We start from the raw sequence: 26,757 nt of genomic DNA, 5'->3' as shown, positions 1-26,757 counted from the left end.
GCGTTCCGCATCGTTAGGGCACCAGGCTTCTCCAGCACGGGGAAATTCATTTGTCCGCAACCGCGCCCATCATCAAGATCGACAGCATCTCGAAGAGCTTTGGCAGCTTCAAGGTTCTGGACGGCCTGTCGATGCAGGTCATGCCGCGTGAGAAGCTGGCGCTGATCGGCCCCTCCGGCTCGGGCAAGACGACGATCCTGCGCATCCTGATGACGCTGGAGCGCATCGACGGCGGTCACATCCAGATCGACGGCGAGCAACTCTACCACATGGAGCGCAACGGCCAGCTGCTGCCGGCCGACGAGCGCCACCTGGCGCGAATGCGCCAGAAAACCGGCATGGTCTTCCAGCTGTTCAACCTGTTTCCGCACAAGAGCGTCATCGATAATGTGACCCTAGCGCCGATGCTGACCAAGGGCACGCCGCGCGCCGCGGCGCAGAAGCGGGCGATGGAACTGCTCGAGATGGTCGGCATGGCCGACAAGGCGAAGGCGATGCCGGCGCAGTTGTCAGGCGGTCAGAAGCAGCGCGTGGCGATCGCCCGTGCGCTTGCTTTGCAGCCGAAGATCATGCTGTTCGATGAGGTGACGTCGGCGCTCGACCCGGAACTGGTCGAGGAGGTGCTCAGTGTCTTGTGGCGGCTCTGCGCCGAGACCGACATGACCATGCTGCTGGTCACCCACGAGATGGGTTTCGCCCACGACTTCGCCGACCGGGTGCTGTTCTTCGATCGCGGCAGGATAGTCGAGGAAGGCAAGCCCGACGAGATTTTCCGCAATCCCAAGCAGGAGCGCACGCAAGGGTTCCTGAAGAAGATCATCGCGGCCGGACATCGTGTCTGACCGCATGCCAAAGGCGGCGATGCCGTCCCCATGGGCGGTTGAGCCGTCTTAAGATCACGCAAACCAAGACAAGAACAAGGAGTTGGGAACAATGAAGAAACTTGGAACTCTGGCCGGCGTCGCCGGTCTCGCGCTTTCGGCGGTTCTGGCCACCTCGATCACGGGTTCGGCCGACGACAGCAAGCTTGAACAGCTGAAGTCGCAAGGCTTCGCTCGCTTGGCCATCGCCAATGAGCCGCCCTATACGGCTGTCGCCGCCGACGGCAAGGTTTCGGGTGCCGCGCCCGACGTCGCGCGCGAGATATTCAAGCGGCTGGGCGTTGCCGATGTCGCCGCCTCGATCTCGGAATATGGCGCCATGATTCCCGGCCTGCAGGCCGGCCGCTTCGACGTCGTCACCGCCGGCCTGTTCATGAAGCCGGAGCGTTGCGCCGCGGTTGCCTATTCCGAGCCGGTTCTGTGCGACGCCGAGGCGATGCTGGTGAAGAAGGGCAATCCGAAAGGCTTCAAGAGCTACGAGGATGTCGCCAAGGACACGTCCGCCACCATCGGCGCGCCGGGCGGCGGCACCGAGGAGAAGCTTGCGCTCAACGCCGGCGTGCCACGCGAACGCGTCATCGTCGTGCCGGACGGCCAGAGCGGCCTGAAGATGGTGCAGGACGGCCGCATCGACGCCTATTCGCTGCCTGTCCTTTCGATCAACGACCTGATGAAGAAGGCCGCCGATCCGAACCTCGAAGTCATCGCCCCGGTGCAGGGCGCGCCGGTCTATTGCGACGGCGCGGCCTTCAAGAAGGGCGACGAGGCGTTGCGTGACGCCTTCGATGTCGAACTCGCCAAGATGAAGAAGTCGGGTGAGTTCGCAAAGATTATCGAGCCCTACGGCTTCTCGGCGGCGGCGGCTATGTCGACCACGCGCGACAAGCTCTGCGCGGCGAAATAAGGGCGTCTTTCTTGCCTTCTCCCCGTTCACGGGGAGAAGGTGTCACGAAGTGACGGATGAGGGGCGGCGCCATATTTGGACAAGCTAGCGCTGCCCCTCATCTGCCTGCCGGCATCTTCTCCCCATAAACGGGGAGAAGGAAGCTGAAACCAACGTTGGAAACTTCAACTCAATGACCCAGTGGTCCGGCTATTTCGGCCTGATATTGCAGGGAGCGCTTGTCACCATCGAGCTGACGCTGATGGGGTCGGTGCTCGCCCTGATCATGGCCTTTCTCGCCGGCATGGGGCGCCTGTCGCGCTTCTTCGTGCTGCGGGCCCTGGCCACGGCCTATATCGAGTTCTTCCGCGGCACCTCGATCTTCGTGCAGCTGTTTTTCGCCTATTTCGTGTTGCCGCTGGTGGGCTTCGAACTGACCCCGCTGCAGGCCGGTGTGTTGGCGCTGGGCTTGAATGTGGGCGCCTATGCAGCCGAGGTGGTGCGCGGCGCCGTGCAGTCGATCGGCCGCGAACAGCATGAGGCCTGCGTCGCGCTCAATCTCGGCCGTTGGCAAGGCATGCGACACGTCATCCTGCCGCAGGCGTTTCTGGTGATGCTGCCGACCTTCGGCAACAACGCCATCGAGCTGCTCAAGGCGACATCGGTGGTCTCGCTGATCTCGCTCGCCGACCTGACGTTCCAGGCACAGGTGGTGCGTGCCCAGACCGGCAACACCATGGTGCCGTTCACCACCATTCTCATCATCTATTTCATCCTGGCGCTGCTCATCTCGTGGGGTGTCCGCTCGCTGGAACGCCGCATGGCGCGCGGCCTCGACGGAGTGCGCGTCTGATGCCCAGAGCATTCCTGATGAATTGGGTCCGCTGATGGATTGGGACTGGGACTTTGTCCGGCAGATCCTGCCGACCCTGATCCAGGGGGTGAAGATCACCATCCTGGCGACGCTGCTCGGCTCGGTGCTGGCCGCGATCGTCGGTCTGGGCATCGCGCTGGCGCGCCGCTCGCCCAACAAGGCGCTGTCGCGTACCGTCGGTTGGGTGGCTGAATTCATCCGCGGCACACCGCTCCTGGTGCAGCTCTATTTCATCTTCTACGTCTTGCCCGACATCGGCATTCTCTTGCCGCCGCTGGTCGCCGGCGTCATCGGACTCGGCCTGCACTACGGCACCTACACGGCGGAGGTCTACCGCGCCGGCATCGACAATGTGCCGCGTGGTCAGTGGGAAGCCGCCAAGGCGTGCAATCTCAGCGCGCGGCAGACCTGGTCCCACATCATCATCCCGCAGGCTATTCCGCCGATGATCCCGGCGCTGGCCAACTACTTCATCGCCATGTTCAAGGAGACGCCGCTGCTCTCCGCGATCACAGTGCTGGAGCTGATGAACCAGGCGAAAAGCGTCGCCAACACCTATTATCGCTACCTTGAGCCGATCACGCTGGTCGGCGCCTTCTTCCTCGCCATCAGCCTGATTTCGGTCGTGCTGCTGCGCTGGCTGGAACGCCGCTACGGCAAGATCGAAAGATAAAAGATGAAGCCCTTGTCCGAGATCAAGCTTGTGCCCGACCGGCCAGCGCTCGATGAGCGTCCGCTGGAGCGGCGTGTCGGGCTGATCATCCTGGCCACCGACCACACGACCGAGCCGGATTTTCGCCGCATGGTGGCGAGCGAACGGATCGGCGTCTATGTCGCGCGCATTCCCTACGCCAACCCGACCACGCCTGAGAACCTGCGCAAGATGCAGCCGGCGCTGACGGCGGGCGCTGCCTTGATCCTGCCCGACGAGCCGCTCGACGCCATCTGCTACTCCTGCACGTCGGCCTCGGTGGTGATTGGCGATGCCGAGATCGAGACGGCGATCCAGGCCGCCAAGTCAGGTATACCCGTTGTCACTCCTCCGATGGCTGGCGTGCGCGGGCTGAACGCCTTCGGGGTGCGCCGGATCAGCATCCTCACGCCCTATACCGTGGAAACCTCCAGACCGATGGCGACCTATTTCGCCGAACGTGGCTTCGAAGTCCTAAGCTTCACCTGTCTCGGCTTCGAGGACGACCGCGAGATGGCGCGCATTGCCCCGGCAGCCCTCATCGATCTCGCGCGCCGGGCGATGCATCCGCAAGCCGACGCGCTGTTCGTGTCGTGCACGGCGCTGCGCGGCGCGCTGGCGGTCACTGGCATGGAACAGGCGATCGGCCGCCCGGTGGTGACCAGCAATCAGGCGACCGCCTGGAATTGCCTGCGCCTTTGCGGTGATGAGACAGCCCATCCCGAATTCGGCCGTCTGATGACGCTGCCCCTGCCGCGCGGTTGACGACCATGGCGACCGTGACCCTTGGCGATATCCGTACCGCGCGCGCGCGAATTGCCGGCAAGATCGAGCGCACGTCGATCGTGCTTTCGGCAAGTCTCTCCGAAAGGCTGGGCGTTCCGGTTCAACTCAAGCTCGAGCACCGCCAGACCACCGGCAGCTTCAAATTGCGGGGCGCTTCGAACGCCGTCGCTTCGCTCAGCGCAGGGGAGAAGGCGCGCGGCGTCGTCGCGGCATCGACCGGCAATCATGGCCGTGCGCTTGCGCATGCGGCAAAGCTCGAGGGCATGCGTGCTGTGATCTGCATGTCTCGACTGGTACCCAGGAATAAGCTGGACGAAATCCGCCGCCTCGGCGCGGAAATCCGTATCGTCGGCAACAGCCAGGACGATGCCCAGCAGGAGGTCGAGCGGCTGGTGACGGAGGAGGGGCTTGTCATGCTGCCGCCCTTCGACCATCCCCATGTTATCGCCGGGCAAGGCACGCTCGGGCTGGAGATGATGGAGCAGGTCCCGGATGCCGCTCTGGTGCTGGTGCAACTCTCCGGAGGTGGGTTGGCCTCGGGTGTAGCGGCGGCCGTCAAGGGTGTCCGTCCCGGAACAAGAGTGGTCGGCGTTTCGATGGCGCGGGGCGCCGCGATGAAGGCCAGCCTCGATGCGGGCCGCCCCGTGCTGGTCGAGGAACTGCCGACGCTAGCGGATTCGCTCGGCGGCGGCATCGGCCTCGACAACCGGCTGACCTTCGCCATGTGCCGCGACCTGCTCGACGATGTCGTCCTGCTCAGCGAGGACGAAATCGCTGCCGGCATTCGCCACGCCTATGAACAGGAACGCGAGATCGTCGAGGGAGCCGGTGCGGTAGGCATCGCGGCGCTGCTCGCCGGCAAGGTCAAGGCGGAGGGGCCGGTTGTGGTTCTGCTCTCCGGCCGCAACATCGACATGCAACTGCACAGGAAGATTGTCTGCGGGGAAATGCCATCGATTTCGGAGCGCGCCGCATGAGCAGGATGACCATCCTCACCGAAGCTGAACTGCGCGCAATCGTGACGCTCGATCTCGACGCCGTCGCCTGTGTCGAGAACGCTTTTCGTGCGCTCGCCACGCTGCCGGTGGCGATGCCGCCGATCCTGCGGCTCGATATCCCCCAGCATCGCGGCGAGGTTGACGTCAAGACCGCCTATGTGCCTGGTATCGATGGCTTCGCCATCAAGATCAGCCCCGGCTTCTTCGACAATCCCAAACTTGGCCTGCCCAGCGTTAACGGCATGATGGTGCTGCTGTCGTCGAAGACAGGGTTGGTCGAGGCTTTGCTGCTCGACAATGGCTATCTCACCGATGTTCGCACCGCTGCTGCGGGAGCCGTCGCGGCCAAGCATCTGTCGCGGCCGGACTCGTCGGTCGCCTCGATCTTCGGCGCCGGCGTGCAGGCTGGGCTGCAACTGCAAGCGCTGATGCTGGTGCGGCCGATCACGCAGGCCCGCATCTGGGCGCGCGATGCCGCCAAGGCCGAAGTGACCGCGGCCACCTTACGCGAAAGGCTCGGCATCGATGTGCGCGCCGAGACTGACGCAGCCAACGCTGTTGCCGGTGCCGACATCATCGTCACGACCACCCCCTCGACCGAACCACTGATCAAGGCAGGGTTTGTCTCGGCCGGCCAGCACATCACCGCCATGGGTTCGGACGCCGAGCACAAGAACGAGATAGCGCCGGCGATCCTGCGCATGGCCGATCTCTATGTCGCCGACAGCGCGAAACAGACGCGGCGCCTGGGCGAATTGCACCATGCCATCGCGGCGGGCGTGATGGCTGGAGACGCGGAGGTGACCGAGCTCGGCCAGATCATCGCCGGCGCGAGGCATGGCCGACGCTCGGCCAGCGACATCACCATCGCCGATCTGACCGGCACGGGCGTGCAGGATACGGCGATCGCCACGCTCGCCCGCGACCGTGCGCTGGCCGCGAAAGCCGGAACGATCTTTGAAAGCTGACGCCCGCCGCAGGAGCATGATCCGGAAAATGGCAACCGGTTTTCCCCCGCATCATGCTCAATCAAAAAATTCCCTGGAGCCGGATTCAACGGAGTTGAAACCGGGCTCCAGCCCCAACAAACGAGGACCAACAAAATGCTGCCAAACCTGAAATTCTCGCGAAGCGAATATGCGGAACGCCTCGCCAAGACGCGGAAAGCCATGGAGGCGAAAGGCGTCGATCTTTTGATCGTCAGTGATCCCTCCAACATGGCCTGGCTGACCGGCTACGACGGCTGGTCGTTCTACGTCCACCAGGCGGTCATCGTGCCGCCATCGGGCGAGCCGGTCTGGTACGGCCGTGGCCAGGACGCCAACGGCGCCAAGCGTACCGCCTACCTCGCCCATGACAACATCGTCGGCTATGCCGACCACTATGTGCAGTCGACCGAGCGCCACCCGATGGATTTCCTATCGGGTGTGCTGACCGATCGCGGCTGGGGCAAGCTCACCGTCGGCGTCGAGATGGACAACTACTGGTTCTCCGCCGCCGCTTTCGCCTCGCTGCAGAAGCATCTGCCCAACGCCCGTTTCGTCGATGCCACCGCGCTGGTCAACTGGCAGCGCGCGGTGAAGAGCCCAACCGAGATCGACTATATGCGCAAGGCCGCTCGCATCGTCGGGGCGATGCACCAGCGCATCGTCGACAAGATCGAAGTCGGCATGCGCAAGAACGATCTCGTCGCCGAGATCTACGATGCCGGCACGCGCGGCGTCGACGGCATTGGCGGTGACTACCCCGCGATCGTGCCGCTGCTGCCCTCGGGCGTCGACGCCTCGGCGCCGCACCTGACCTGGGACGACAAGCCGATGAAGTCGGGCGAGGGCACTTTCTTCGAGATCGCCGGCTGCTACAACAGGTACCATTGCCCGCTGTCGCGCACCGTTTTCCTAGGCAAGCCGACGCAAGAATTCCTCGATGCCGAGAAGGCAACGCTGGAAGGCATGGAAGCTGGCCTTGCCGCGGCAAAGCCGGGTAATGCCTGCGAGGACATCGCCAATGCCTTCTTCGCCGTGTTGAAGAAATACGGCATCGTCAAGGACAACCGCACCGGCTATTCGATCGGGCTTTCCTATCCACCGGACTGGGGCGAGCGCACGATGAGCCTGCGCCCCGGCGATCGCACCGAACTCAAGCCCGGCATGACCTTCCATTTCATGACCGGCCTGTGGCTGGAGACAATGGGGCTGGAGATCACTGAATCCATCCTGATTACCGAAACCGGTGTGGAGTGCCTGGCCAACGTGCCGCGCAAGCTGGTGGTGAAGGATTGAGCCCGATGTCCAGTCTTCGCCCGTCGCCGGTCACGCCGACCGTCGATTTCGATCGTGACGGCGTCCAGCATGGTTTCCTGCGCCTGCCCTATAGCCGCGACGACTCGGCCTGGGGCTCGGTGATGATCCCGATCTGCGTCATCCGCAACGGCAAGGGGCCGGCGGCGCTGCTGACCGGCGGCAATCATGGCGACGAGTATGAAGGGCCGCTGGCGCTCTACGAACTCGCCCGCACGCTCGATCCCAGCCAGGTCAGCGGCACCGTCATCATCGTGCCGGCGATGAACTATCCTGCTTTTCGGGCCGGCACGCGCACCTCGCCGATCGACAAGGGCAACATGAACCGCAGTTTCCCCGGCCGGCCCGACGGCACGGTGACGCAGAAGATCGCCGATTATTTCCAACGCGAGCTGCTTCCCCGCGCCGACATCGTCTTCGACTTCCATTCCGGCGGCAGGACGCTGGATTTCGTACCGTTCTGTGCCGCCCACACTTTGCCCGACAAGACGCTGGAGCAGAAAGCCTTTGCCGCGGTGGCGGCATTCTCGGCACCATTCTCGATGCGCATGACCGAGATCGATGCGATCGGCATGTATGACACGGCGGCCGAAGAGATGGGCAAGGTCTTCGTCACCACCGAGCTCGGCGGTGGCGGTACGTCGCGAGCCGAGACGGTGCGGATCGCGCGGCGCGGCATCCTCAACGTGCTGCATCATGCCGGTATCGTCGCCGGGGCGGTCGAGACGGGCAGAACGCAGTGGCTGGACATGCCCTCGGGCGATTGCTTCTGCTTCGCCGAGGATGACGGCATGATCGAAACCATGGTCGATCTAGGCGAACCTGTCGAGGAGGGCGCGGTGGTGGCCCGCATCCATTCCACCGGCCGCACCGGCGTCGCGCCGCAGGAAATCCGGGCCAAAATGTCGGGCATGCTGGCGGCGCGGCATTTCCCTGGCCTGGTCAAGGCCGGCGACTGCGCCGCGGTGGTCGCCGTAAAGGTCGATTGACCGATTTCTCCGCCCCGACCATGCCGGGCGGACCCACTCTTCTGCTCGAGCTGTCGAATCCGGATTATCGCACCCGCTCGCGGAGCGAACACCGCGATCTGCTGGCCGCCTGCCGCCGGTGCGACGGCAAGAAGGCGGTGAGCATTCTGAGACAGCATCTTCGCGAGGGAAGCGACACGCTGGTCAAGGCGACGGAGGGCGGCGGGCTGGCGCGAAAATCCTAGGCCCGAAGGGCAGGGGCAGCCGCAATCGTGGCGCGTGGTTGCCACCGCGCCGGTTCGCTGCCACATATTGCAACATCAATGCTCGACACGAGGATGCCATGTCTCCCGTCAGCCGCCTGCCGGCACGTGCCCTTGCCCCGCGCCGCCATGACGAGATCCTGCGGCGGCTGGGCGCCCAGGGTTCCGTTAGCGTCGCCGAACTGGCTGGGTTCTTCGACGTCTCGCGCGAAACCATCCGCCGCGATTTAAAGCTGCTTTCCGACCAGGGCAGGCTCGGCATCGTGCATGGCGGGGCCGCCCGCTTCGAACCGAGCGAACCCGCGATGAGCCAGCGCAGCCAGGAAAATGCCCAAGGCAAGGCCGCGATCGGCAGGGCGGCCGCCAGGCTGGTCAGGGATGGCATGGTGGTCTTTCTCGATTCCGGCACCACCACTTTGGCCATCGCGCATGCAATGACGGAACTGCGCGATCTGACGATCTGCACGGCCAGCCTGAAGATAGCGCTGCACCTATGCCATGTCCCCGGCATGCGCGTGCACATGCTGGGCGGCGAAGTCGACCCGGGCGAGGAGGCGGCTTCCGGCATCGACACGCTCGATGCGATGGCGCGCTTTCGCGTCGATATGGCCTTTCTCGGTGGCGGAGCGCTGTCTCCGGACGGCGAGGTGACCGATTTCACCCGCGCCGGGGCCGAACAGCGGGGCCGGATGATTAGCCTCGCCCGCAAGGCCTATTTCGTGCTCGACAGCAGCAAATTCGGCAAGCTGACGCCGCTCAGGATTCCGAATTTCGAACGTGTCGCTGGGGTAATCGTCGACACCGACCCCGAATTAGCGCTTGCCGAGGCGCTTTCGCACAGGGGGCCTGAACTCATCGTTGCAGCTTGATGTGATATTTTGTGGTATTATGAGTTGATATTTGGTTTTCCCATGGTAATGTCTCGGCCATCCCTCAAATGGCGGAACGCTCATGGCACATGAATTTCCCACCCAGGCTCGAACTGTCATTGTCGGCGGCGGCATCATCGGCTGCTCGGTCGCCTATCATCTGACCAAGCTGGGCTGGAGCGATGTGGTGCTGCTTGAGCAGGGACAGCTCAGCGGCGGCACCACCTGGCACGCGGCCGGTCTTGTCGGTCAGCTGCGCAGCCATTCCAACATGACCAGCCTGATCCGGTACTCCACGCAGCTCTACAGCGAACTGGAGGCCGAGACCGGCCTCGCCACCGGCTGGAAGAACTGCGGTTCGCTGTCCGTCGCGCGCACCACCGACCGCATGACGGTGTTGAAGCGCACGGCCGCGTCGGCGCGTGCCCAAGGGGTCGAGATCGACGTCATCTCGCCTCGCGAGGCAGCCGAGCTCTGGCCGGTGATGGCGACAGACGATCTGGTCGGCGCCGTCTGGCTGCCCGGAGACGGCAAGGCCAATCCCACCGATCTCACGCAATCGCTGGCCAAGGGCGCGCGCAATGGTGGCGTCAAAATCTTCGAGCGGGTGCAGGTCACCGGCATCACGGTGAAAAACGGCGTCGCCTGCGGCGTCGAGACGGACCGCGGCGACATCGCCGCCGAGATCGTCGTCAACTGCGCCGGCCAATGGGCCCGCAAGGTCGGGCTGATGTGCGGCGTCTCGGTGCCGCTGCATTCGGCCGAGCACATGTACATCGTCACCGGCCGGATCGAGGGTGTGCATCCGGACCTGCCTGTCATGCGCGACCCCGATGGCTTCATCTACTTCAAGGAGGAGGTCGGCGGTCTGGTGATGGGTGGCTTCGAGCCGCACGCCAAGCCGTGGGGCATGAACGGCATTCCCGAAAACTTCGAATTCGCGCTGCTGCCCGACGACTGGGACCAGTTCGAGATCCTGATGGAAAACGCGCTGGTGCGCGTGCCGCAGTTGGCGCGGGCCGAAGTCAAGAAATTCTACAACGGTCCCGAGAGCTTTACGCCGGACAACAATTTCCTCCTCGGCGAGGCGCCGGAGTTGAAGAATTTCTATGTCGGCGCCGGCTTCAATTCGATGGGCATTGCCAGTGCCGGTGGCGCCGGCAAGGCACTGGCCGAATGGATCGTCAACGGCGCGCCGACCATGGATTTGTGGCCGGTCGACATCAGGCGCTTCGCCGCTTTCAACAACAATCCGCGCTGGCTGCATGACCGCGTCAAGGAGACGCTCGGCCTGCATTACGCCATGCCGTGGCCGAACCGCGAATTGGATACCGCGCGGCCGTTCCGCCGCTCGCCGCTCTATGATCGGCTCGCCGCCAAGGGCGCCTGCTTCGGTTCCAAGATGGGCTGGGAGCGTGCCAACTGGTTCGCGGCGCCGGGAGAGAAAGCCGGGAACGACTATGCCTTCGGTCGCCAGAACTGGCACGAGGCCGTGCGGCGCGAGATGAAGGCGACGCGCGAAGCCGTCGCCATCTTCGACCAGACCTCCTTCGCCAAGCTTCTTGTCCAGGGCCGCGATGCCTGTGCCGTGTTGAACCGCATCTGCGCCGGCGACATCGATGTGCCGGTCGGCACATCGATCTACACCGGCGTGCTCAATGCGCGCGGCGGCTACGAAAGCGATCTCACCGTGATGCGGCTTGGCGCGGAAAAATTCCTCATCGTTACCGGTTCCGCCCAGGCGGTCCACGACGCCGACTGGATCGTCAAGAACATTCCGCCGGATGCGCATGCCGTCCTGACCGACGTCACCTCGGCCTATGCGGTGCTGGCGTTAATGGGGCCGCGTTCGCGCGATCTCCTCGGCAAACTGTCGTCGGCCGATCTTTCCAACGCCGGCTTTCCCTTCGCCACTATCCGCGAGATCGATATCGGCTACGCCACTGTCTATGCCAACCGCATGACCTATGTCGGCGAACTCGGCTGGGAACTGATCGTGCCGGCCGAATTCGCCGTCGGCGTCTACGAGGCGTTGCATGAGGGCGGCCGCGAATTCGGTTTGGCCGACGCCGGCTACTACGCGCTCGATGCCTTGCGCATTGAAAAGGGTTTTCGGGCCTGGGGTCGGGAACTGACGCCTGATATCAATCCCTGGCAGGCGGGGCTTGGCTTCGCCGTGGCGATGGACAAGCCAGGTGGCTTCATCGGCCGCGATGCGCTTGCCGCCGCGAAACCCTCGTCGTCGGCACCGGCAAAGCGTATCGTACTCCTTACGCTCGACGACACCGAGCCGATGCTGTGGGGCGGCGAGTTGGTCCTGCGCGACGGCAAGCCGGTCGGCGAGGTCCGCTCGGCCGCCTACGGCCACACGCTTGGCCAGTCAGTGGCGCTCAGCTTGATCGAAAACGAAACCGGCGTGGATGCTGTGTTCCTGAGCGGCGGCCATTTCGAGATCGATCTAGCCGGCGTACGCCATGCGGCCACCGCGCATCTGCGCAGCCCCTACGATCCGAAATCGGAGCGGGTGAAAGCCGATGTGGTGGAGATTCGTGCCGCCGCTTAGTCCGTCGACATCGAGCGCGCCATGTCGAGAAAGGCGCGCACCAGTTTGCCGCCGCTGCGCTCGCGCAGGCAGATCAGCGCCTCGTCCATCAAGGTCTCGGGCGCGTCGATGGTGATTGGGATGAGCCGCGAATCCTGGCCGAATTCGGCCGCCGAGACAAAGCCGATACCGGCGCCAGAGGCGACGATCTCGCGCACGGCTTCCCGGCCTTCTGCCTCGATCACAGGCCTGAGTTCGATCTTCGACGCGGCGGCCAGGTCTTCGAGCTTCTGGCGCGTCTTCGAGCCGCGCTCGCGCATGACCAGGGATTCCTGTGCGAGCTGCTTGAGCGTCAGCGATTTCTTCCCCGACAGCGGATGGTCGATCGAGGTGAAGGCGATGATCGGCGTCGAGTTCAGTTTCAGCACTTCGAAGTCGCGTCCGGCGGGCACCTCGCCCAGCACGCCGATATCGGCATCGTAGCTGTAGAGGCTGCTGATCACCCTCTCGGTGTTTCCGGCTCGCACCGAGACCTGCACTCCGGGATAGCGGGCGCGGAAGCTGCCCAGAATGTGAAGCAGATGATGCGCGGCGTCGGCGACGATGCGCAGCGTGCCGGAGCGCAGGGCGCGCGACTCGGTCAGAAGCTCAAGCGCCTGCTGCTCGGTGTCGAACATGCGGTGGGTTATTTCGAGCAGTTTCTGGCCGGAATGGGTCAGCGTGACCTGCTTCTTGTTACGATTGAACAGCAGGACATCATACTCTTCCTCGAGCTTGCGGACCTGGTCCGATATCGCCGGCTGGGTCAGGAACAGCGCTTCGGCCGCCCGCGAAAAGCCGCCGGAGATCGCCACCTGATGAAAGGCCCGCAACTGAACATAGCGCATCTTCTTCGCTCCCGAGCCTCTCTGGTTACCAGCAGCCTATCATAAGCCCTGCTATGCAAAAGCCGGAAACAAACGATTCGGTTTATGCCTTGGAATGGGCCTGCCGGGTTTCACGAAGCTGTCACGAGCGCCATGCAGCTTCTGCTGTCTGTATCGGATCATCACTGAAATCGATACGTCGATACAAAATAACGATTTTACAAATATGTGCCCTCAGCCAACAATGGCGCCAGATCAAAAAAGCAGCGACCTGTCGGAGGACATCATGCTCGCCGAAACGAAATTTGCCGCGGAGCCGCTGGCCAAGCCGGCGCTGGGCGAGCCCTATCTGTTGACCCCCGGGCCGCTCACCACGGCCTATTCGGTCAAGCAGGCGATGCTGCGCGACTGGGGATCGTGGGACGGCGACTTCCGCGCCATGACATCAGACATGCGCCGCCGCCTACTGGCGCTGACCGGCGACACCAACGGCGAGTTCGACTGCGTGCCGATGCAAGGCTCAGGCTCGTTCTGCGTCGAGGCGATGCTGGGGTCGTTCGTGCCCAGGGATGGCAAGGTTCTGGTGCTGGCCAATGGTGCCTACGGCCTTCGTGCCGCCCAGACCATGCAGTATCTCGGCCGGCCCTATACGCTGATTGACAAGGGCGATTACCTGCCGCCGCGCGGCGACGAGGTGGCGGCAGCGCTCGAAGCCGACCACGCCATCACCCACGTCATAGCCATTCATTGCGAGACCAGCTCCGGCATTTTGAACCCGGTCGCCGAGATCGCCGAGGCGGTGCACACCAAGGGCCGCAAGCTGCTGGTCGATTCCATGAGCGCGTTCGGCGCCGTCGCGCTCGACGTCAACGAGATCCGCTATGAGGCGATGGTCTCGTCGGCCAACAAATGCATCGAGGGCGTGCCCGGCTTCGGCTTCATCATCGCCCGCAAGAGCGAACTGGAGGCAGCCAAGGGGCGCAGCCATTCCCTGTCGCTCGACGTCCACGCGCAGTGGGCGCACATGAACAAGACCGGCCAGTGGCGCTACACGCCGCCGACGCATGTCGTCGCCGCTTTCCTGGAGGCGCTGCGCCAGCATGAGGCGGAAGGCGGCGTCGCCGGCCGTGGTGCCCGCTACACCAGGAACCGCGACGTCATGGTGTCGGGCATGCGCGAACTCGGCTTCGAGACATTGCTCAAGGACCGCTGGCTGTCGCCGATCATCGTCACCTTCTTCAACCCGGCCCACGCCAACTTCGCCTTCGATCGCTTCTACGAACTGATGAAGGACAAGGGCTTTATCATCTACCCCGGCAAGCTGACGGTCGTGGACTCCTTCCGTGTCGGCTGCATCGGCCAGATGGACGAACATGTCATGCGTCGCGTCGTCGAGGCGGCGGCGCAGTCGCTTGATGAAATGGGCGTCGACACCGCCGCTCCACCCGCCGCGGCAATCGCCGAGCGCGCCAAACTCGCCGCCTGAAGCGGCCGATTTCGAGGATTTTTGATGAACCAGATGTCTCCCATCAACGTCGCGGTCAACGGCCGCACCTACGCCTGGCCGCGCGTGCCGGCGATCGCCATCTGCCTCGACGGCTGCGAGCCGGCCTATCTCGATGAAGCGATCAAGGCCGGGCTGATGCCGGCCCTGGTCAGGATCAAGGAGAAGGGCACGGTGCGTTTCGCACACTCGGTCATTCCGAGCTTTACCAATCCCAACAATTTGTCGATCGCCACCGGTCGCCCGCCCTCGGTGCACGGCATTTGCGGCAACTATCTCTACGAGCGCGAGACCGGCAAGGAAGTGATGATGAACGACCCGCGCTTCCTGCGCGCGCCGACCATTTTTCAGGCCTTCTATGATGCGGGTGCCAAGGTTGCCGTTGTCACCGCCAAAGACAAGCTGCGTGCGCTGCTCGGCAAGGGTCTGTCTTTCGACGAAGGGCGCGCGCTGTGCTTTTCGGCGGAGAAGTCCGATACGACCACGGTTGGCGAGCACGGCATCGACAATGCCTCGAAGCATTTCGGCCTGCCTGTGCCAGAAGTCTATTCGGCCGAATTGTCGGAATTCGTCTTCGCCGCCGGCGTCCAGTTGCTGAGGGAATTCCGCCCCGACATCATGTACCTGACGACGACGGACTATGTGCAGCACAAATACGCACCGGGCGTGCCGCAGGCCAACGCCTTCTACGAGATGTTCGACAAGTACCTGACCGAACTCGATGCGCTGGGCGCCGCGATCGTTGTCACCGCCGACCATGGCATGAAGCCCAAGCACAAGGCCGACGGTGCGCCCGACGTCGTCTACGTCCAGGACCTGCTTGACGAATGGCTGGGCAAGGATGCCGCCCGCGTCATCCTGCCGATCACCGACCCCTATGTCGTGCACCATGGCGCGCTGGGCTCTTTCGCCACCGCCTATTTGCCTGATGGCGCGGACCAGGCGGGCATCATGGCGCGGCTGGCCAAGGTTGACGGCATCATGCTGGTCGTCGATAGCCGGACGGCCTGTGAGCGCTTCGAACTGCCGGCTGACCGCATCGGCGACATCGTGCTGGTCTCGACCGAGAACAAGACGATCGGCACATCGGAACATCGCCATGATCTGGCGGCGCTGAACGAGCCGTTGCGCTCGCATGGCGGGCTAACCGAGCAGGAAGTGCCGTTCATCGTCAACCGCGTGCTACCGGATCTGCCCAACGAGCCGACCTTGCGCAATTTCGACGCGTTCTATTACGCCACCATGGCGGCGGCATTGGCATAGGCCGGGCCTGATGATGTCGAGTGGGGGTCGACCCTCTGCCGCAACGCTCACAAATCTGCCGGAGCAGAGCACATGACCAAGCTTGACCCTGCCATCAAAGTTCGCCACGAGCCGATGTGCATTGCCGGCAAGAAGGTCGATGCCGGCGGTGTTGTCGAGGTGCGTTACCCCTGGAACGACACCGTCATCGGCACCGTCCCCGCCGGCCGCGCCGAACACGCCCGCCAGGCGTTCGGGATCGCTGCAGGCTACAAGTCGAAGCTGACGCGCTACGAGCGCCAGCAGATTCTGTTCCGCACGGCGGAAGCACTGGCGTCGCGCCGGGAAGAAATATCCGATCTGATCACGCTCGAGCTTGGTATCTCCAAGGCCGACTCGCTCTACGAAGTCGGCCGCGCCTATGATGTGTTCACGCTGTCGGCGCAGATGTGCATCCAGGACGATGGCCAGATCTTCTCCTGCGACCTCACCCCGCACGGCAAGGCGCGCAAGATCTTCACCACGCGCGAGCCGCTGAAGGCTATCTCGGCGATCACGCCATTCAACCATCCACTCAACATGGTCTCGCACAAGGTGGCGCCGGCCATCGCCACCAACAATTGCGTGGTGGTGAAGCCGACCGAACTGACGCCGATGACGGCGTTGGTGCTGGCCGACATTCTTTATGAAGCCGGCCTGCCGCCGGAAATGCTTTCGGTGGTGACCGGCTGGCCGGTCGACATCGGCAACGAGATGATCACCAACGAGAATATCGACTTGATCACCTTCACCGGCGGCGTGCCGGTCGGCAAGATGATCGCCCGCACCGCCGGTTACAGGCGCCAGGTGCTGGAACTCGGCGGCAACGATCCGCTGATCATCCTCAACGATCTCTCCGATGACGATCTGGCCAAAGCCGCCGATCTCGCGGTCGCCGGTGCGACCAAAAACTCCGGCCAGCGCTGCACGGCGGTCAAGCGCATCCTCGTCCAGGAAAGCGTCGCCGACCGCTTCGTGCCGCTGGTGCTGGAGCGGGCGAAGAAGATCCGCTTCGGCGATCCGATGGACCGCTCGACCGATCTCGGCACCGTCGTGCATGAGAAGGCGGCGGCGTTGTTCGAAGCGCGCGTCCACATGGCGGCCGAGCAGGGGGCAGAGATCCTCTATAATCCGGGTCGTCAGGGTGCGCTGCTGCCGCCAATCGTCGTCGACCGCGTGCCGCACACATCCGAACTGGTGATGGAAGAAACGTTCGGGCCGATCATCCCGATCGTGCGCGCGCCGGATGACGATGAAGCACTGATCGCGTTGTCCAACTCGACCGCCTTCGGCCTGTCGTCGGGCGTCTGCACCAATTCGTTTCCCCGCATGCAGAAATACATCGCCGGCCTGCAGGTCGGCACGGTGAACATCTGGGAAGTGCCGGGCTACCGCATCGAGATGTCGCCCTTCGGCGGCATCAAGGACAGCGGCAATGGCTACAAGGAAGGCGTCATCGAGGCGATGAAGAGCTACACCAATGTGAAGACATTTTCGCTGCCTTGGTCCTGACCGGATCACATAAGCTGGCGGAACAAACCGAGGGAGCGTCCCACGCTCCCTCATTCGCATTTCGGAGACAATGATGGCCGCGATATCAGAGCTTGTGCATACCGAAGGCGATTCCAACACGACGGCGGCGCGCGGCCGCTGGGATACCGGCCAGAACGATCCCCGCATTCGCGGCCTGCTCGATCGCGACGCCGCCGCGTTCATGCACCAGAGCCTGTCCAGCCCCTGTCTTTCGACGATCGCTAGGGCGGAAGGCATCTGGATCGAGGACACCGCCGGCCGCCGCTTCATGGATTTCCACGGCAACAGCGTGCATCACCTCGGCTACGGCCACCCAAAACTGGTGGCGGCGATCAAGAAGCAACTCGACGACCTCTGCTTCGCGCCGCGCCGTTTCACCTGCGAGCCCGCCGTCGAGCTGGCCGAAAAACTGGCCGCGCTGGCTCCCGGCGATCTCGGCAAGGTGTTGTTCACCACCGGCGGCTCCGATGCCATCGAGGTCGCGTTGAAGATCGCGCGGGCGGCCACCGGCCGTTTCAAGACGGTGTCGTTCTGGGATGCTTTCCATGGCGCCGGCTTCGGCGCGGCCAGCGTCGGCGGCGAGGCGACGTTCCGCTCGCATATATCAGGCCCAATGATGACCGGCACCGAGCATGTCGCGCCCTGGGATGGCTATCGTTGCCCCTATGGCCACGACACGCTGGAAGCGTCCGGGCTCGCTTGCGCCAACATGATCGCCTACGTTCTCGGCCGCGAGCAGGACGTGGCGGCTGTCGTTGCCGAGCCGATGCGCGCGACGCCCAATCCACCTCCGCCTGGCTTCTGGAAGCGCGTGCGCGAGGCCTGCGATAGGCACGGCACGCTGCTGATCTTCGACGAGATTCCGACCGGCCTCGGCAAGACCGGAAAATTTTTCGCCCATGAGCATGACGGCGTAACGCCCGACATCGTTGTCCTCGGCAAATCACTCGGCGGCGGCATCCTGCCGATCGCCGCCGTCATCGCCCGCCGCGACCTCGACGTCACCGGCGGCTTTGCCATCGGTCACTACACCCATGAGAAAAACCCCGTGACGACGCGTGCGGCGCTGACGACCATCGACATCATCCTGGAAGAAGGACTGGTCGAACGTGCGGCCGAGCTTGGCCGGCATATGCTGGGACGCATGCAGGATCTGATGGGGCGCTCGCCCCATGTCGGCGACGTCAGGGGCAGGGGATTGATGGTTGGCGTCGAACTCGTCGAGGACCGGGCCTCGCGCCAGCCCGCGCGCGATCTTGCCGAACGCGTCTTCTATGCCTGCATCGAACAGGGGCTGAGCTTCAAGGTCAGCCACGGCAACGTGCTGACGCTGTCGCCGCCGCTGGTGATTTCGAAAGCCGATCTCGACCGTGCGCTCGACATCGTCGAACGCGCCGTGTTGACGGCCTGACCGTGAAAGCGGTCCGCACCGACCGCGAGCTCGAATGCCCAGGCATCGATGCCGGCTTGCGGGCAAGGGGCGTCGAGCTGGTAACGCTGCCGGATGGCATCCCCGAGGCGGAGCTCAAAGCCGCGATCGCCGACACCGATCTGCTCTTGATGTGCTACACGCCAATCACTGCGGGGGTGATCGACGCGGCGCCCAGGTTGAAGGGCATCGTCAAATATGGCGTCGGCATCGACGCCATCGATATCCCCGCCGCCATGCGGCGCGGTATCCCCGTCGTGAACGTGCCCGAATATGCCGAGGAAACCGTCGCCGAAGGCGCTTTTGCGCTGATGATCGCGCTGGCCAAGCGGCTACCCGCCATTGCCGCGGCGATGACGCGAGACGGCTGGATCTGGCCCGAACAGCGCTGGCTGGGACGCGATATATCAGGCGCCACGCTTGGGCTGATCGGCTGCGGCAAGATCGGCCGCAGCATGGCGCGCATGGCCGGCCGGGGATTTCGCGCGCGCGTCGTTGGTTTTGATCCCGGTGTCGATGCCGCGACGATGCGCGCCGCCGGCATCGAGAAGGCCGACGACCTGCACGCCATGTTGCGTGCCTGTGATTTCGTTTCGTTGCATTGCGTGCTGAATGACCAGACACGCGGCCTGATCGGCAAGCATGAGCTCGCCTGCCTGAAACCGTCGGCCATCATCGTCAATGTCTCGCGCGGTGCGCTGATCGATGAGGCGGCGCTCGTCGAGGCGATCGTTGCCGGTCGCATCGGTGGTGCCGGGCTCGACGTCTATTCGGTCGAGCCGCTGGCGAGGTCAGGCCATCCGATGAGCGCATTGTTCGGTCGCGACAATGTGATCCTGTTTCCGCATGTTACCTTCTTCACCTGCGAGGCGATGCGCCGGCTGGAAGACGACACACTCGCGCGCTGTTTCGAAATTCTCGAAGGCCGGCCAGTGACCATCCGCTCGCATGATCCGCGATTGCGGGCGCAGACCGCAGGCGTTGTGTTCGGCCGATAACCTATATTTTCAATCCGATAGCCGCCATCGGCGCAGCATATTTGTATCCACGACATCGATGCGACAGTTCCATGACAAATATCAGAGAAAGTTTGGCTCTCATAAAATAAATAGATTTTACTTATCGATGCCCAATCCCCAGAGTTGTCACAACGAAGACATCCAACCGGCTCAACGTCCGCCAGAGACCAAAGGCCGGTTGGTTCTAGTGCATCGCAGAATGTGCCTTCAATCAAAGGGGAACCGGTTATGAAATCAAGGAACGCAACCATGGTCGCGGCCTTCGCCGCATTGCTCGCATCGGCGGCTCTCATTGGGCCGGCACTCGCCGACGGCGTCGTCACCGTCTACTCCGCCGATGGGCTGCATGATGGCAATGGCAGCTGGTACGAGACCGAATTCGCAGCCTTCACCAAGGCCACCGGCATCACCGTTCAGTATATCGAGGCGGGCTCGGGCGGCGTCGTCGAGCGCGTCGCCAAGGAAAAGTCGAACCCGCAGGCCGACGTGCTGGTGACCTTGCCGCCCTTCATCCAGCGCGCCGCCGCGGACGGTCTGCTGCAGGATTACAAACCCGAAGCCGCATCCCAGATCGACGGCGGCACCGACAAGTATCGGCCGCTGGTCAATAACTACATGAATTTCATCTACAACAGCGCCGTGCTGTCCGAAGCGCCGAAGAGCTATAACGATCTGCTCGATCCGAAGTTCAAGGGCAAGATCCAGTACTCGACCCCCGGCCAGGCTGGCGACGGGACGGCCGTCATGCTGCAGATCATCCATGCCTTTGGCGGCGAGGATGCCGGCTTCGAATTCATGAAGAAGCTGCAGGACAACAATGTCGGCCCGTCCGCCTCGACCGGCAAGCTGACCGCGCTGGTCAACAAGGGCGAGCTGCATGTGGCCAATGGCGACCTGCAGATGAACATGTCGCAGATGGCAGACAATCCCAACATCAAGGTGTTCTGGCCCGCTGGCCCCGATGGCACCCGCTCCACCTTTGCGCTGCCCTATGAAATCGGCCTGGTCACCGGTGCGCCAAATAGCGACAACGGCAAGAAGTTGATCGACTTCCTGCTGTCCAAGGAGGCACAGGCGACTGTAAGTTCCGTTGCCCTCGGCATGCCGGCCCGCAAGGACGTGACGCCGTCCGACGCCAATTTCGCCAAGCTGCAGGAGGCGATGAAAGGCCTGACCATCTGGTCGCCGAACTGGGACGAGGCGCTGAGCAAGCTTCCCGACTACGTCAAGAAGTGGAACGAAGCGACCGGAAGTTGATCCGCACGGGAAGCAATCCGGAGAACAATGCCATGTCGGCCGCCGCCTTCACGGGCCCTAGTGTCACGGACATCGACGCCGCGAAGGTTCGCGGCGCCGGCTCGAACGTCCACTTCGACAAGGTCGTTGTCGCCTATGGCGCCCATGTCGTCCTGCATCCGCTGACCCTCGATATCGCGCCTGGCGAAATCCTGGCGATGATAGGCCCGTCCGGCTCCGGCAAGACGACCGCTCTGCGTGCCGTTGCCGGCTTCGTGCGGCCGGCAAGCGGCCGCATCCGCATCGGCGCCACCGACGTCACCGATCTGCCGCCCTATGAGCGTGGGCTCGGTATGGTGGTGCAGAACTACGCGCTGTTCCCGCATATGCGGGTCGAGGACAACGTCGCCTTTGGCCTCAGGGCACAAGGCGCCGACAAGGCGCTGATCGGCGAGCGGGTGAAGGATGCGCTCGCCACCGTCGGCATGGCGACGTTTGCCCGGCGTTATCCGCGCGAGCTTTCGGGCGGCCAACAGCAGCGCGTCGCGATTGCGCGGGCGCTTGCCGTGCGGCCGCGCGTGCTGCTGCTTGACGAACCGCTTTCGGCGCTCGACGCGCAGATCCGCCGCAACATGGTCGAGGAGATCGCCCGCCTGCACCGCAGCCTGCCGGGCCTGACCATCCTCTACGTCACCCACGACCAGACCGAGGCGCTGACGCTTGCCGACAAGATCGCCATCATGCGCGACGGCAGGGTCTGTTCGCATGGACCGACGACCGAACTCTATCGCCGTCCGCCAAACCGCTTCACCGCCGAGTTTCTCGGTCGTGCCAACCTTCTGCCGGTGACGGTTGCCGATGCTGCCGGCCCGAAAGGCTTTGCCATGGCCAGGCATGGCGATGCCGTGCTCGCCGGTGCCGGTCGCGGCGAGAAGGTTGGCGACAAGAGCCTGCTTTGCATCAGGCCGCAGCATCTGAGCCTGACGGCCGACAGCGAGCACACCAACCGCATTGTCGGCACGCTCAGGGAGGTGCACTGGCAGGGTGAACTCACGCATCTGGTGCTCGATGTTGACGGCACGCCGGTGCGCGTCTCGGCAACGAAACTGCCAATGGCCTTGCCGGAACCCGGCACAGAGGTGCCGCTGTTCTTCGCGCCGGCCGATACGTCGCTTCTTCCGGAAGACGCCGGTGTCTGAAGCGCTCGCCATTGGTATGCCGACGGCCAGAAAGCGGGAGCCGGGCCGGCTGTGGATCGTGCCGCCGGCGGCCCTGCTGGCATTGCTGTTCTTTTATCCGCTGGCGCTGATTGTACGCCAGGCCTTCCTCGACGACAGCGGCGTCGCCAATGTCGCGGAGATCGTCCGCGTCCTGCATTCGCGCTTCTTCCTCAACGCGCTGGTCAACACGGTGACGATCTCGGTCACGGCGACGGCCGGATGCCTGGTCGTCGGCCTGGTGCTGGCGCTGATCCTCGCCTTCGTGCCGTTTCCCGGCAGCGGCTTCATCGCCAGGCTGATCGACACTTTCATCGCCCTGCCGACCTTCCTGGTAACGCTGGCCTTCACCTTCCTCTACGGCTCCGCCGGCATGCTCAACTCCGGGCTGATGGAAGCCTTCTCGCTGCCGCTGCCGCCGGTCGACTTCCTTTATTCGACATGGGGCGTCGTTCTGGCCGAGGTCACGGTCTACACGCCCTTCATCCTGCGGCCGCTGCTTGCCGCCTTTTCGCTGGTCGATCGCGGCCAGATCGAAGCGGCAAGCGTGCTTGGCGCGCGACCGTTCCGCATTGTCCGCCAGGTCATTCTGCCGGCGGCGGTACCCGCGCTCATCGCCGGCGGCAGCCTCTGCCTGCTCCTCACCGTCAACGAATTCGGCATCGTCCTGTTCATCGGCGCCAAGGGCGTCATCACGCTGCCGCTGCTGATCTATGGCAAGGCGATCCAGGAATCGGCCTACCAGGTCGCCTGCATCATCGCCGTGGTCAACATAGCCCTGTCGCTCGGCCTGTTCGGTCTCTACCGGTTCGCTGCCGGCCGGTGGGGAGTCTAGCGATGCTGGTCTGGTCGCGTTCCGGTCGCTTCGTCATCTGGGTGATCTTCGCGCTGATCTTCGGCGTGCTGTTCCTGGCGCCGCTGGCGGTGATCCTGCTGTCCAGCTTGGCCGACCAGTGGAACGGCGTGCTGCCCAATGGCTTGACCACGGAGCACTACACCGATGTCGCGCGCGGCGCGGCCTGGAACGCGGTCAAGGCCAGCCTCGTCACCGGCTTCCTGGCCAGCGCGCTGGCGCTGGTCAGCGGCACCTGGGCAGCACTTGCGCTGCGCATCCAGGGCGCCACGCTGGCGAGGGCACTCGGCCTGCTGTTCTTCATCCCGAGCGCTGTGCCTTCGGTGTCGGTCGGCCTTGGCCTGCTGGTTGCGTTCAGCCATCCGCCGCTGTTGCTCAACGGCACGATCGCAATCGTCATGATCGCGCATTTCGTGCTGATCTCGGCTTTCACCTTCGGCAATGTCTCGGCCGGGCTTGCGCGGCTGTCGCCCGATTTCGAGCAGGTCGCGTCGAGCCTTGGCGCACGCCCTGCCTATCGGCTCCGGCATGTCACGCTGCCCTTGCTCGCACCCTATCTGGTCGCGGCCTTCGGGCTGAGCTTCGCGCTGTCCATGGGCGAGCTTGGCGCGACCGTGATGGTCTATCCGCCGGGTTGGGTGACGCTGCCGGTGTCGATTTTCTCACTGACCGATCGCGGCGACATCTTTGCCGGGGCGGCGCTCACCATGATCCTGGTGGCGGCAACGCTGGTCCTGCTGCTCGGTCTGGAGCGCATCACCAAGCGCGCTACCGGCGCATAGCGGACATTGCCTCAGGCCGGCTGGCGTTCGACGATGTAGATGTGGTCGGTCGCCAGCACCACCTCGCCGCGCTGGTTGATCACTTCGCAGCGCTCGATCACGCGTCCGGAACTTGGTCGCTTGGGGTCGTCCTCCTTGGCCGCGATGGTGGTGCGTGTGCGGATCGTGTCGCCGATGAACACGGGCTTGATGAAGCGCAGCCGGTCGTAGCCATAGGAAAAGGCGACGGGATTGATGACCGTTGCCGTCAGCCCGATGCCGACCGAGAACACCAGCGTGCCATGCGCGATGCGCTGGCCGAACGGCGTTGTCTTCATGAACTCGGCGTCCACGTGGTGCGGGAAGAAATCGCCGGTGTGACCGGCATGGACGATGAAGTCGGTCTCGGTAATCGTGCGGCCGCTGGTCAGCCGTGTCGAGCCGATCTCGTAATCCTCGAAATACTGGATCTGTTCCATCAGGGCCTTTCCGCGACCGGCGTCGCCGGCGCCGCGCTCGAACGATAGGCGGCTTCCACCAGCGCCATTGTGTTCCATGCATCCTCGACCGAACTGATCAGTTCGGCGTCTTCGCCGGATGCAAAGCGCTGAACATTTGCCATGCGCCCGACAAAGGCGTCGGGAAACCACTCGCCGGCCAAGGGCACCGCGATCCAGTCCGATCCGCCCTTCGGATAGATTTCCAGAATGTCCGGCTCGCCCCGGGGATAATCGAGATTGAGACCGAGCTTGAGATAGGCGGCACCCTCGGTGCCGCAGACGCGAAATTCGCAGGCTTGATGCCGGCGCCCGAACTTGTGGTCGTGGTTGATCGATAGCGCGCAGCGCACGGTGTCGCCATAGTCGAGAATGGCGCTGGTGCGCGTCTGCGCCACGGAATGATTGGGATGGCCGAGCGTCTTGGCATGCACGCCCTTGGGGTCACCGAGCAACTGCCGGATCAGGTCGAGATAGTGGATCGAGTGCATGGCGATCTCGACGCGCGGCGCCTTGAGCAGGAATTCCCACAACTGCCACGGCGTCGCCAGCGCCAGCCAGGCGTCGAAATCGACGACCTCGCCGAGCCAGCCCTTGGCGATGGCGTCCTTCAGCGCCAGCATCATCGGCGCGAAGCGGAGCTGGAAATTCACAGCCGCCTTGAGCTTCTTGGCGCGGCAGATTTCGAGGATTTCGCTTGCCTCCCCGAGGTAATTGCCCATCGGCTTCTGGATCAGGGCGACCGCACCGCCGGGCAGCGCCTTCAGGATATCGGCGTGCCGCCCTGGTGGGGTTGCCAGATCGAAGATCGCGTCCTTAACTCCAGCGGCTTCTTGCACCGAACGGAACGCCGTCACGTCCCATTTATCGGCCAGGGCCTGCGCCTTGGCCTGGTCCGGATCGTAAAGACCGGCGATCGGAAACCCCGCTTTTCGGTAGGCCGGGAAATGCGCGTCGCCGACAATCGACCCTGCACCAAAAGTGACGATCGGTCGGGGTTGTGAGGGTTTGGCCCAGGCCTGGACGAGTGAGGCAGGGTCGAAACCGGCCTCAGTCATGGTGGAAGACCTCGTCCATCGAAGCCCACCATTCACCCTCCTTGCGGGTCGCAAGCGGCTCCTGGCAAGGTATGCAGACGGCCCACCATTCCTGCGTCCTCGGATCGGCCGCCATCTTGGCCATGTCGGCCTCGTAGTCGATGCCGTGGTATTCGAAGGTGCTGAACAGCAGGTTCTCCGGCCGCTTCAGGTAAATGGAATAGTTCTTGATGTTGCATGCCGAAATCATGGTCAGCACGTCCGGCCAGACGGCGGCATGGAGGCGAACATAGTCCTCGACCTTCTCCGGCTTCAGCCCAAGCACAAATCCCATCCGCTGCATATCAGCTCCTTATCTCGTAATCGCCGTGGTGAATTCGGCGATGCTCATGGCCTTGACCGCGTCCCAGTCCCAATCGATGCCGATACCGGGCTCGTCGGGCGCCAGCGCATGCCCATCCTCGATGCGCATGTGCTTGCCGGTCAACTGGTCGAGTTGCGGAATGTACTCGACATACCTGCCGTTCTGAACAGCGCAGGTCAGGCTGACATGCAATTCCATCAGGAAATGCGGGCAGACTGGAATGTCGAAGGCCTCCGCCGCATGGGCGATCTTGAGCCAGGGCGTGATGCCGCCGATGCGGCCGACATCGACCTGCACGATCGAGCAGGCGCCTTTCTGCATGTATTCGCGGAAGTGCCTGACGGAATAGAGCGACTCGCCGATGGCGATCGGCGTCGGCGTCGAATTCGACAGCCTGATATGCCCGTCTATGTCGTCGGCCGGCAGCGGCTCCTCGATCCAGGCGAGATCGAGTTCTCGAAGCCTCGCCGCACGCCGGATCGCCTCGTCGACGGAGAAACCCTGATTGGCGTCGGTCATGATCTCGTAGCCGTCGCCCACCGCCTTGCGCACCGCCGACAGCCGCGCGAGATCCTCGGAGCCATGCGGCCTGCCGATCTTCACTTTCGAGCCGCGAAACCCCTTGGCCTTGGCGGCCACCGCATCGTCGACCAGCGCCTGCGTCTCGATGTGCAGCCAGCCGCCTTCTGTCGTGTAAAGCGGGCAGCGGTCCTTGGCGCCGCCAGCGAGCTTCCATAGCGGCAGGCCCTGTTTCTTCGCCCTGAGGTCCCAGAGCGCTGTGTCGATCGCCGCGATGGCGATTGCCGTGATGGCGCCGATCGTGGTGGCGTGGGTGGCGAATTCGAGATCGTGCCAGATCGCTTCGATCATATCAGGATCGCGGCCGATCAGGCGCGGCGCCAGGTGGTCGGACAGAAGCCGCATCACCGACGAGCCGCCGGTGCCGATCGTGTAGCTGTAACCGGTTCCGACCGCGCCGTCGGAATCGGTGATGGTGACGATTGGCGTCTCTTGGCTGACGAAGCTCTGGATCGCGTCGGTGCGTTTGACCTTGGGCACAAGGTCGACCATGCGCAATTCTATCTTTTCGATCTTGGCCATGTCG

General features: G+C 63.8%; 26 protein-coding genes. 21 read left to right on the top strand and 5 right to left on the bottom strand.

The annotated features are described in order from the left end of the window. The first annotated feature begins 50 nt into the window (after positions 1-50). The 12 genes from ehuA to LB524_RS03930 all read left to right on the top strand — a co-directional run bounded on the left by ehuA (position 51) and on the right by LB524_RS03930 (position 12,076). Positions 51-842 (top strand): ectoine/hydroxyectoine ABC transporter ATP-binding protein EhuA, encoded by a 792-nt coding sequence (gene ehuA / locus LB524_RS03985; RefSeq protein WP_015319080.1) that lies wholly within the window; start codon positions 51-53, stop codon positions 840-842. 91 nt (positions 843-933) lie between these two features. Then, on the top strand, positions 934-1,785 hold the full coding sequence (gene ehuB, locus LB524_RS03980) for an ectoine/hydroxyectoine ABC transporter substrate-binding protein EhuB (RefSeq protein ID WP_224523832.1): 852 nt from the start codon (positions 934-936) through the stop codon (positions 1,783-1,785). A 172-nt stretch (positions 1,786-1,957) separates the two neighbouring features. After that, positions 1,958-2,617, top strand: coding sequence for an ectoine/hydroxyectoine ABC transporter permease subunit EhuC (ehuC, locus tag LB524_RS03975; RefSeq protein ID WP_015319078.1), 660 nt, complete (start codon positions 1,958-1,960; stop codon positions 2,615-2,617). A gap of 34 nt (positions 2,618-2,651) precedes the next feature. Then, on the top strand, positions 2,652-3,311 hold the full coding sequence (ehuD, locus tag LB524_RS03970) for an ectoine/hydroxyectoine ABC transporter permease subunit EhuD (protein WP_015319077.1): 660 nt from the start codon (positions 2,652-2,654) through the stop codon (positions 3,309-3,311). Positions 3,312-3,314: 3 nt separating this feature from the next. Further along, positions 3,315-4,094, top strand: coding sequence for an ectoine utilization protein EutA (eutA, locus tag LB524_RS03965; RefSeq protein WP_224523829.1), 780 nt, complete (start codon positions 3,315-3,317; stop codon positions 4,092-4,094). Between the two features lie 5 nt (positions 4,095-4,099). Continuing rightward, positions 4,100-5,092: a hydroxyectoine utilization dehydratase EutB gene (eutB, locus tag LB524_RS03960; RefSeq protein WP_224523827.1), complete on the top strand. Its 993-nt coding sequence runs from the start codon at positions 4,100-4,102 to the stop codon at positions 5,090-5,092. Then, complete coding sequence (gene eutC / locus LB524_RS03955; protein ID WP_224523824.1) at positions 5,089-6,081, top strand: ectoine utilization protein EutC; 993 nt, start codon at positions 5,089-5,091, stop codon at positions 6,079-6,081. Before eutB ends, eutC begins: the two co-directional genes overlap by 4 nt. 135 nt (positions 6,082-6,216) lie before the next feature. Further along, positions 6,217-7,395 carry an ectoine hydrolase DoeA gene (gene doeA / locus LB524_RS03950; RefSeq protein WP_224523821.1) on the top strand — a complete coding sequence of 393 codons (1,179 nt, stop codon included), beginning with the start codon at positions 6,217-6,219 and terminating at the stop codon, positions 7,393-7,395. 5 nt (positions 7,396-7,400) lie between these two features. Continuing rightward, positions 7,401-8,402 carry a N(2)-acetyl-L-2,4-diaminobutanoate deacetylase DoeB gene (gene doeB, locus LB524_RS03945; RefSeq protein WP_224523819.1) on the top strand — a complete coding sequence of 334 codons (1,002 nt, stop codon included), beginning with the start codon at positions 7,401-7,403 and terminating at the stop codon, positions 8,400-8,402. After that, a complete protein-coding gene (locus tag LB524_RS03940) occupies positions 8,399-8,626 on the top strand; it encodes an FCD domain-containing protein (protein ID WP_224523817.1) in 228 nt (75 codons plus the stop codon). Before doeB ends, LB524_RS03940 begins: the two co-directional genes overlap by 4 nt. 98 nt (positions 8,627-8,724) lie before the next feature. Then, on the top strand, positions 8,725-9,513 hold the full coding sequence (locus LB524_RS03935; protein WP_224523815.1) for a DeoR/GlpR family DNA-binding transcription regulator: 789 nt from the start codon (positions 8,725-8,727) through the stop codon (positions 9,511-9,513). Between the two features lie 82 nt (positions 9,514-9,595). Next, complete coding sequence (locus LB524_RS03930; protein WP_224523813.1) at positions 9,596-12,076, top strand: FAD-dependent oxidoreductase; 2,481 nt, start codon at positions 9,596-9,598, stop codon at positions 12,074-12,076. Here LB524_RS03930 and LB524_RS03925 read toward each other — a convergent pair. Further along, positions 12,073-12,942 carry a LysR substrate-binding domain-containing protein gene (locus tag LB524_RS03925; RefSeq protein WP_140661582.1) on the bottom strand — a complete coding sequence of 290 codons (870 nt, stop codon included), beginning with the start codon at positions 12,940-12,942 and terminating at the stop codon, positions 12,073-12,075. The two genes, LB524_RS03930 and LB524_RS03925, sit on opposite strands and share 4 nt — an antisense overlap. A gap of 265 nt (positions 12,943-13,207) precedes the next feature. On the opposite strand from LB524_RS03925, the gene LB524_RS03920 reads away from it, so the two are divergent. From LB524_RS03920 to LB524_RS03880, 9 genes are all read left to right on the top strand, one after another. Next, positions 13,208-14,407, top strand: a complete 1,200-nt coding sequence (locus tag LB524_RS03920; protein WP_140661581.1) for a 2-aminoethylphosphonate--pyruvate transaminase — start codon at positions 13,208-13,210, stop codon at positions 14,405-14,407. Between the two features lie 24 nt (positions 14,408-14,431). Then, positions 14,432-15,688 (top strand): phosphonoacetate hydrolase, encoded by a 1,257-nt coding sequence (phnA, locus tag LB524_RS03915; protein WP_140661580.1) that lies wholly within the window; start codon positions 14,432-14,434, stop codon positions 15,686-15,688. Positions 15,689-15,760: 72 nt separating this feature from the next. After that, the gene (phnY, locus tag LB524_RS03910; RefSeq protein WP_224523811.1) at positions 15,761-17,218 is read left to right on the top strand and encodes a phosphonoacetaldehyde dehydrogenase; all 1,458 of its coding nucleotides are present in this window, start codon (positions 15,761-15,763) and stop codon (positions 17,216-17,218) included. 73 nt (positions 17,219-17,291) lie between these two features. Next, on the top strand, positions 17,292-18,650 hold the full coding sequence (locus LB524_RS03905; RefSeq protein WP_224523809.1) for an aspartate aminotransferase family protein: 1,359 nt from the start codon (positions 17,292-17,294) through the stop codon (positions 18,648-18,650). Between the two features lie 2 nt (positions 18,651-18,652). Further along, entirely contained in the window at positions 18,653-19,666 is a 1,014-nt protein-coding gene (locus LB524_RS03900) for a 2-hydroxyacid dehydrogenase (protein WP_224523806.1), read from the top strand. Positions 19,667-19,915: 249 nt separating this feature from the next. Next, positions 19,916-20,944 (top strand): 2-aminoethylphosphonate ABC transporter substrate-binding protein, encoded by a 1,029-nt coding sequence (locus LB524_RS03895; RefSeq protein WP_224523803.1) that lies wholly within the window; start codon positions 19,916-19,918, stop codon positions 20,942-20,944. Between the two features lie 32 nt (positions 20,945-20,976). After that, positions 20,977-22,122, top strand: coding sequence for an ABC transporter ATP-binding protein (locus tag LB524_RS03890; protein WP_140617479.1), 1,146 nt, complete (start codon positions 20,977-20,979; stop codon positions 22,120-22,122). Next, positions 22,115-22,975: a 2-aminoethylphosphonate ABC transporter permease subunit gene (locus LB524_RS03885; RefSeq protein WP_224523802.1), complete on the top strand. Its 861-nt coding sequence runs from the start codon at positions 22,115-22,117 to the stop codon at positions 22,973-22,975. Before LB524_RS03890 ends, LB524_RS03885 begins: the two co-directional genes overlap by 8 nt. Before the next feature lie 2 nt (positions 22,976-22,977). Next, positions 22,978-23,775: an ABC transporter permease subunit gene (locus tag LB524_RS03880; protein ID WP_015319060.1), complete on the top strand. Its 798-nt coding sequence runs from the start codon at positions 22,978-22,980 to the stop codon at positions 23,773-23,775. Positions 23,776-23,786: 11 nt separating this feature from the next. On the opposite strand, the gene LB524_RS03875 is transcribed toward LB524_RS03880, so the two are convergent. From LB524_RS03875 to LB524_RS03860, 4 genes are read right to left on the bottom strand one after another with little or no spacing between them, the layout of a single operon-like run. Continuing rightward, a complete protein-coding gene (locus LB524_RS03875) occupies positions 23,787-24,236 on the bottom strand; it encodes a MaoC/PaaZ C-terminal domain-containing protein (RefSeq protein WP_224524024.1) in 450 nt (149 codons plus the stop codon). After that, on the bottom strand, positions 24,233-25,309 hold the full coding sequence (locus LB524_RS03870) for a Gfo/Idh/MocA family protein (protein WP_224523801.1): 1,077 nt from the start codon (positions 25,307-25,309) through the stop codon (positions 24,233-24,235). Before LB524_RS03870 ends, LB524_RS03875 begins: the two co-directional genes overlap by 4 nt. Continuing rightward, positions 25,302-25,631: an L-rhamnose mutarotase gene (locus LB524_RS03865; RefSeq protein ID WP_140661572.1), complete on the bottom strand. Its 330-nt coding sequence runs from the start codon at positions 25,629-25,631 to the stop codon at positions 25,302-25,304. The genes LB524_RS03870 and LB524_RS03865 overlap by 8 nt, the downstream gene beginning before the upstream one ends. 9 nt (positions 25,632-25,640) lie before the next feature. Continuing rightward, the gene (locus tag LB524_RS03860) at positions 25,641-26,753 is read right to left on the bottom strand and encodes a mandelate racemase/muconate lactonizing enzyme family protein (RefSeq protein WP_140617474.1); all 1,113 of its coding nucleotides are present in this window, start codon (positions 26,751-26,753) and stop codon (positions 25,641-25,643) included. Between the last annotated feature and the right edge of the window lie 4 nt (positions 26,754-26,757).

The organism is Mesorhizobium sp. ESP6-5 (assembly GCF_020164695.1).
Taxonomy (GTDB): Bacteria; Pseudomonadota; Alphaproteobacteria; order Rhizobiales; family Rhizobiaceae; genus Mesorhizobium; species Mesorhizobium australicum.
Note: the sequence above shows the minus strand (reverse complement) of the source record. Positions and strands in the feature narration are given on the sequence as shown.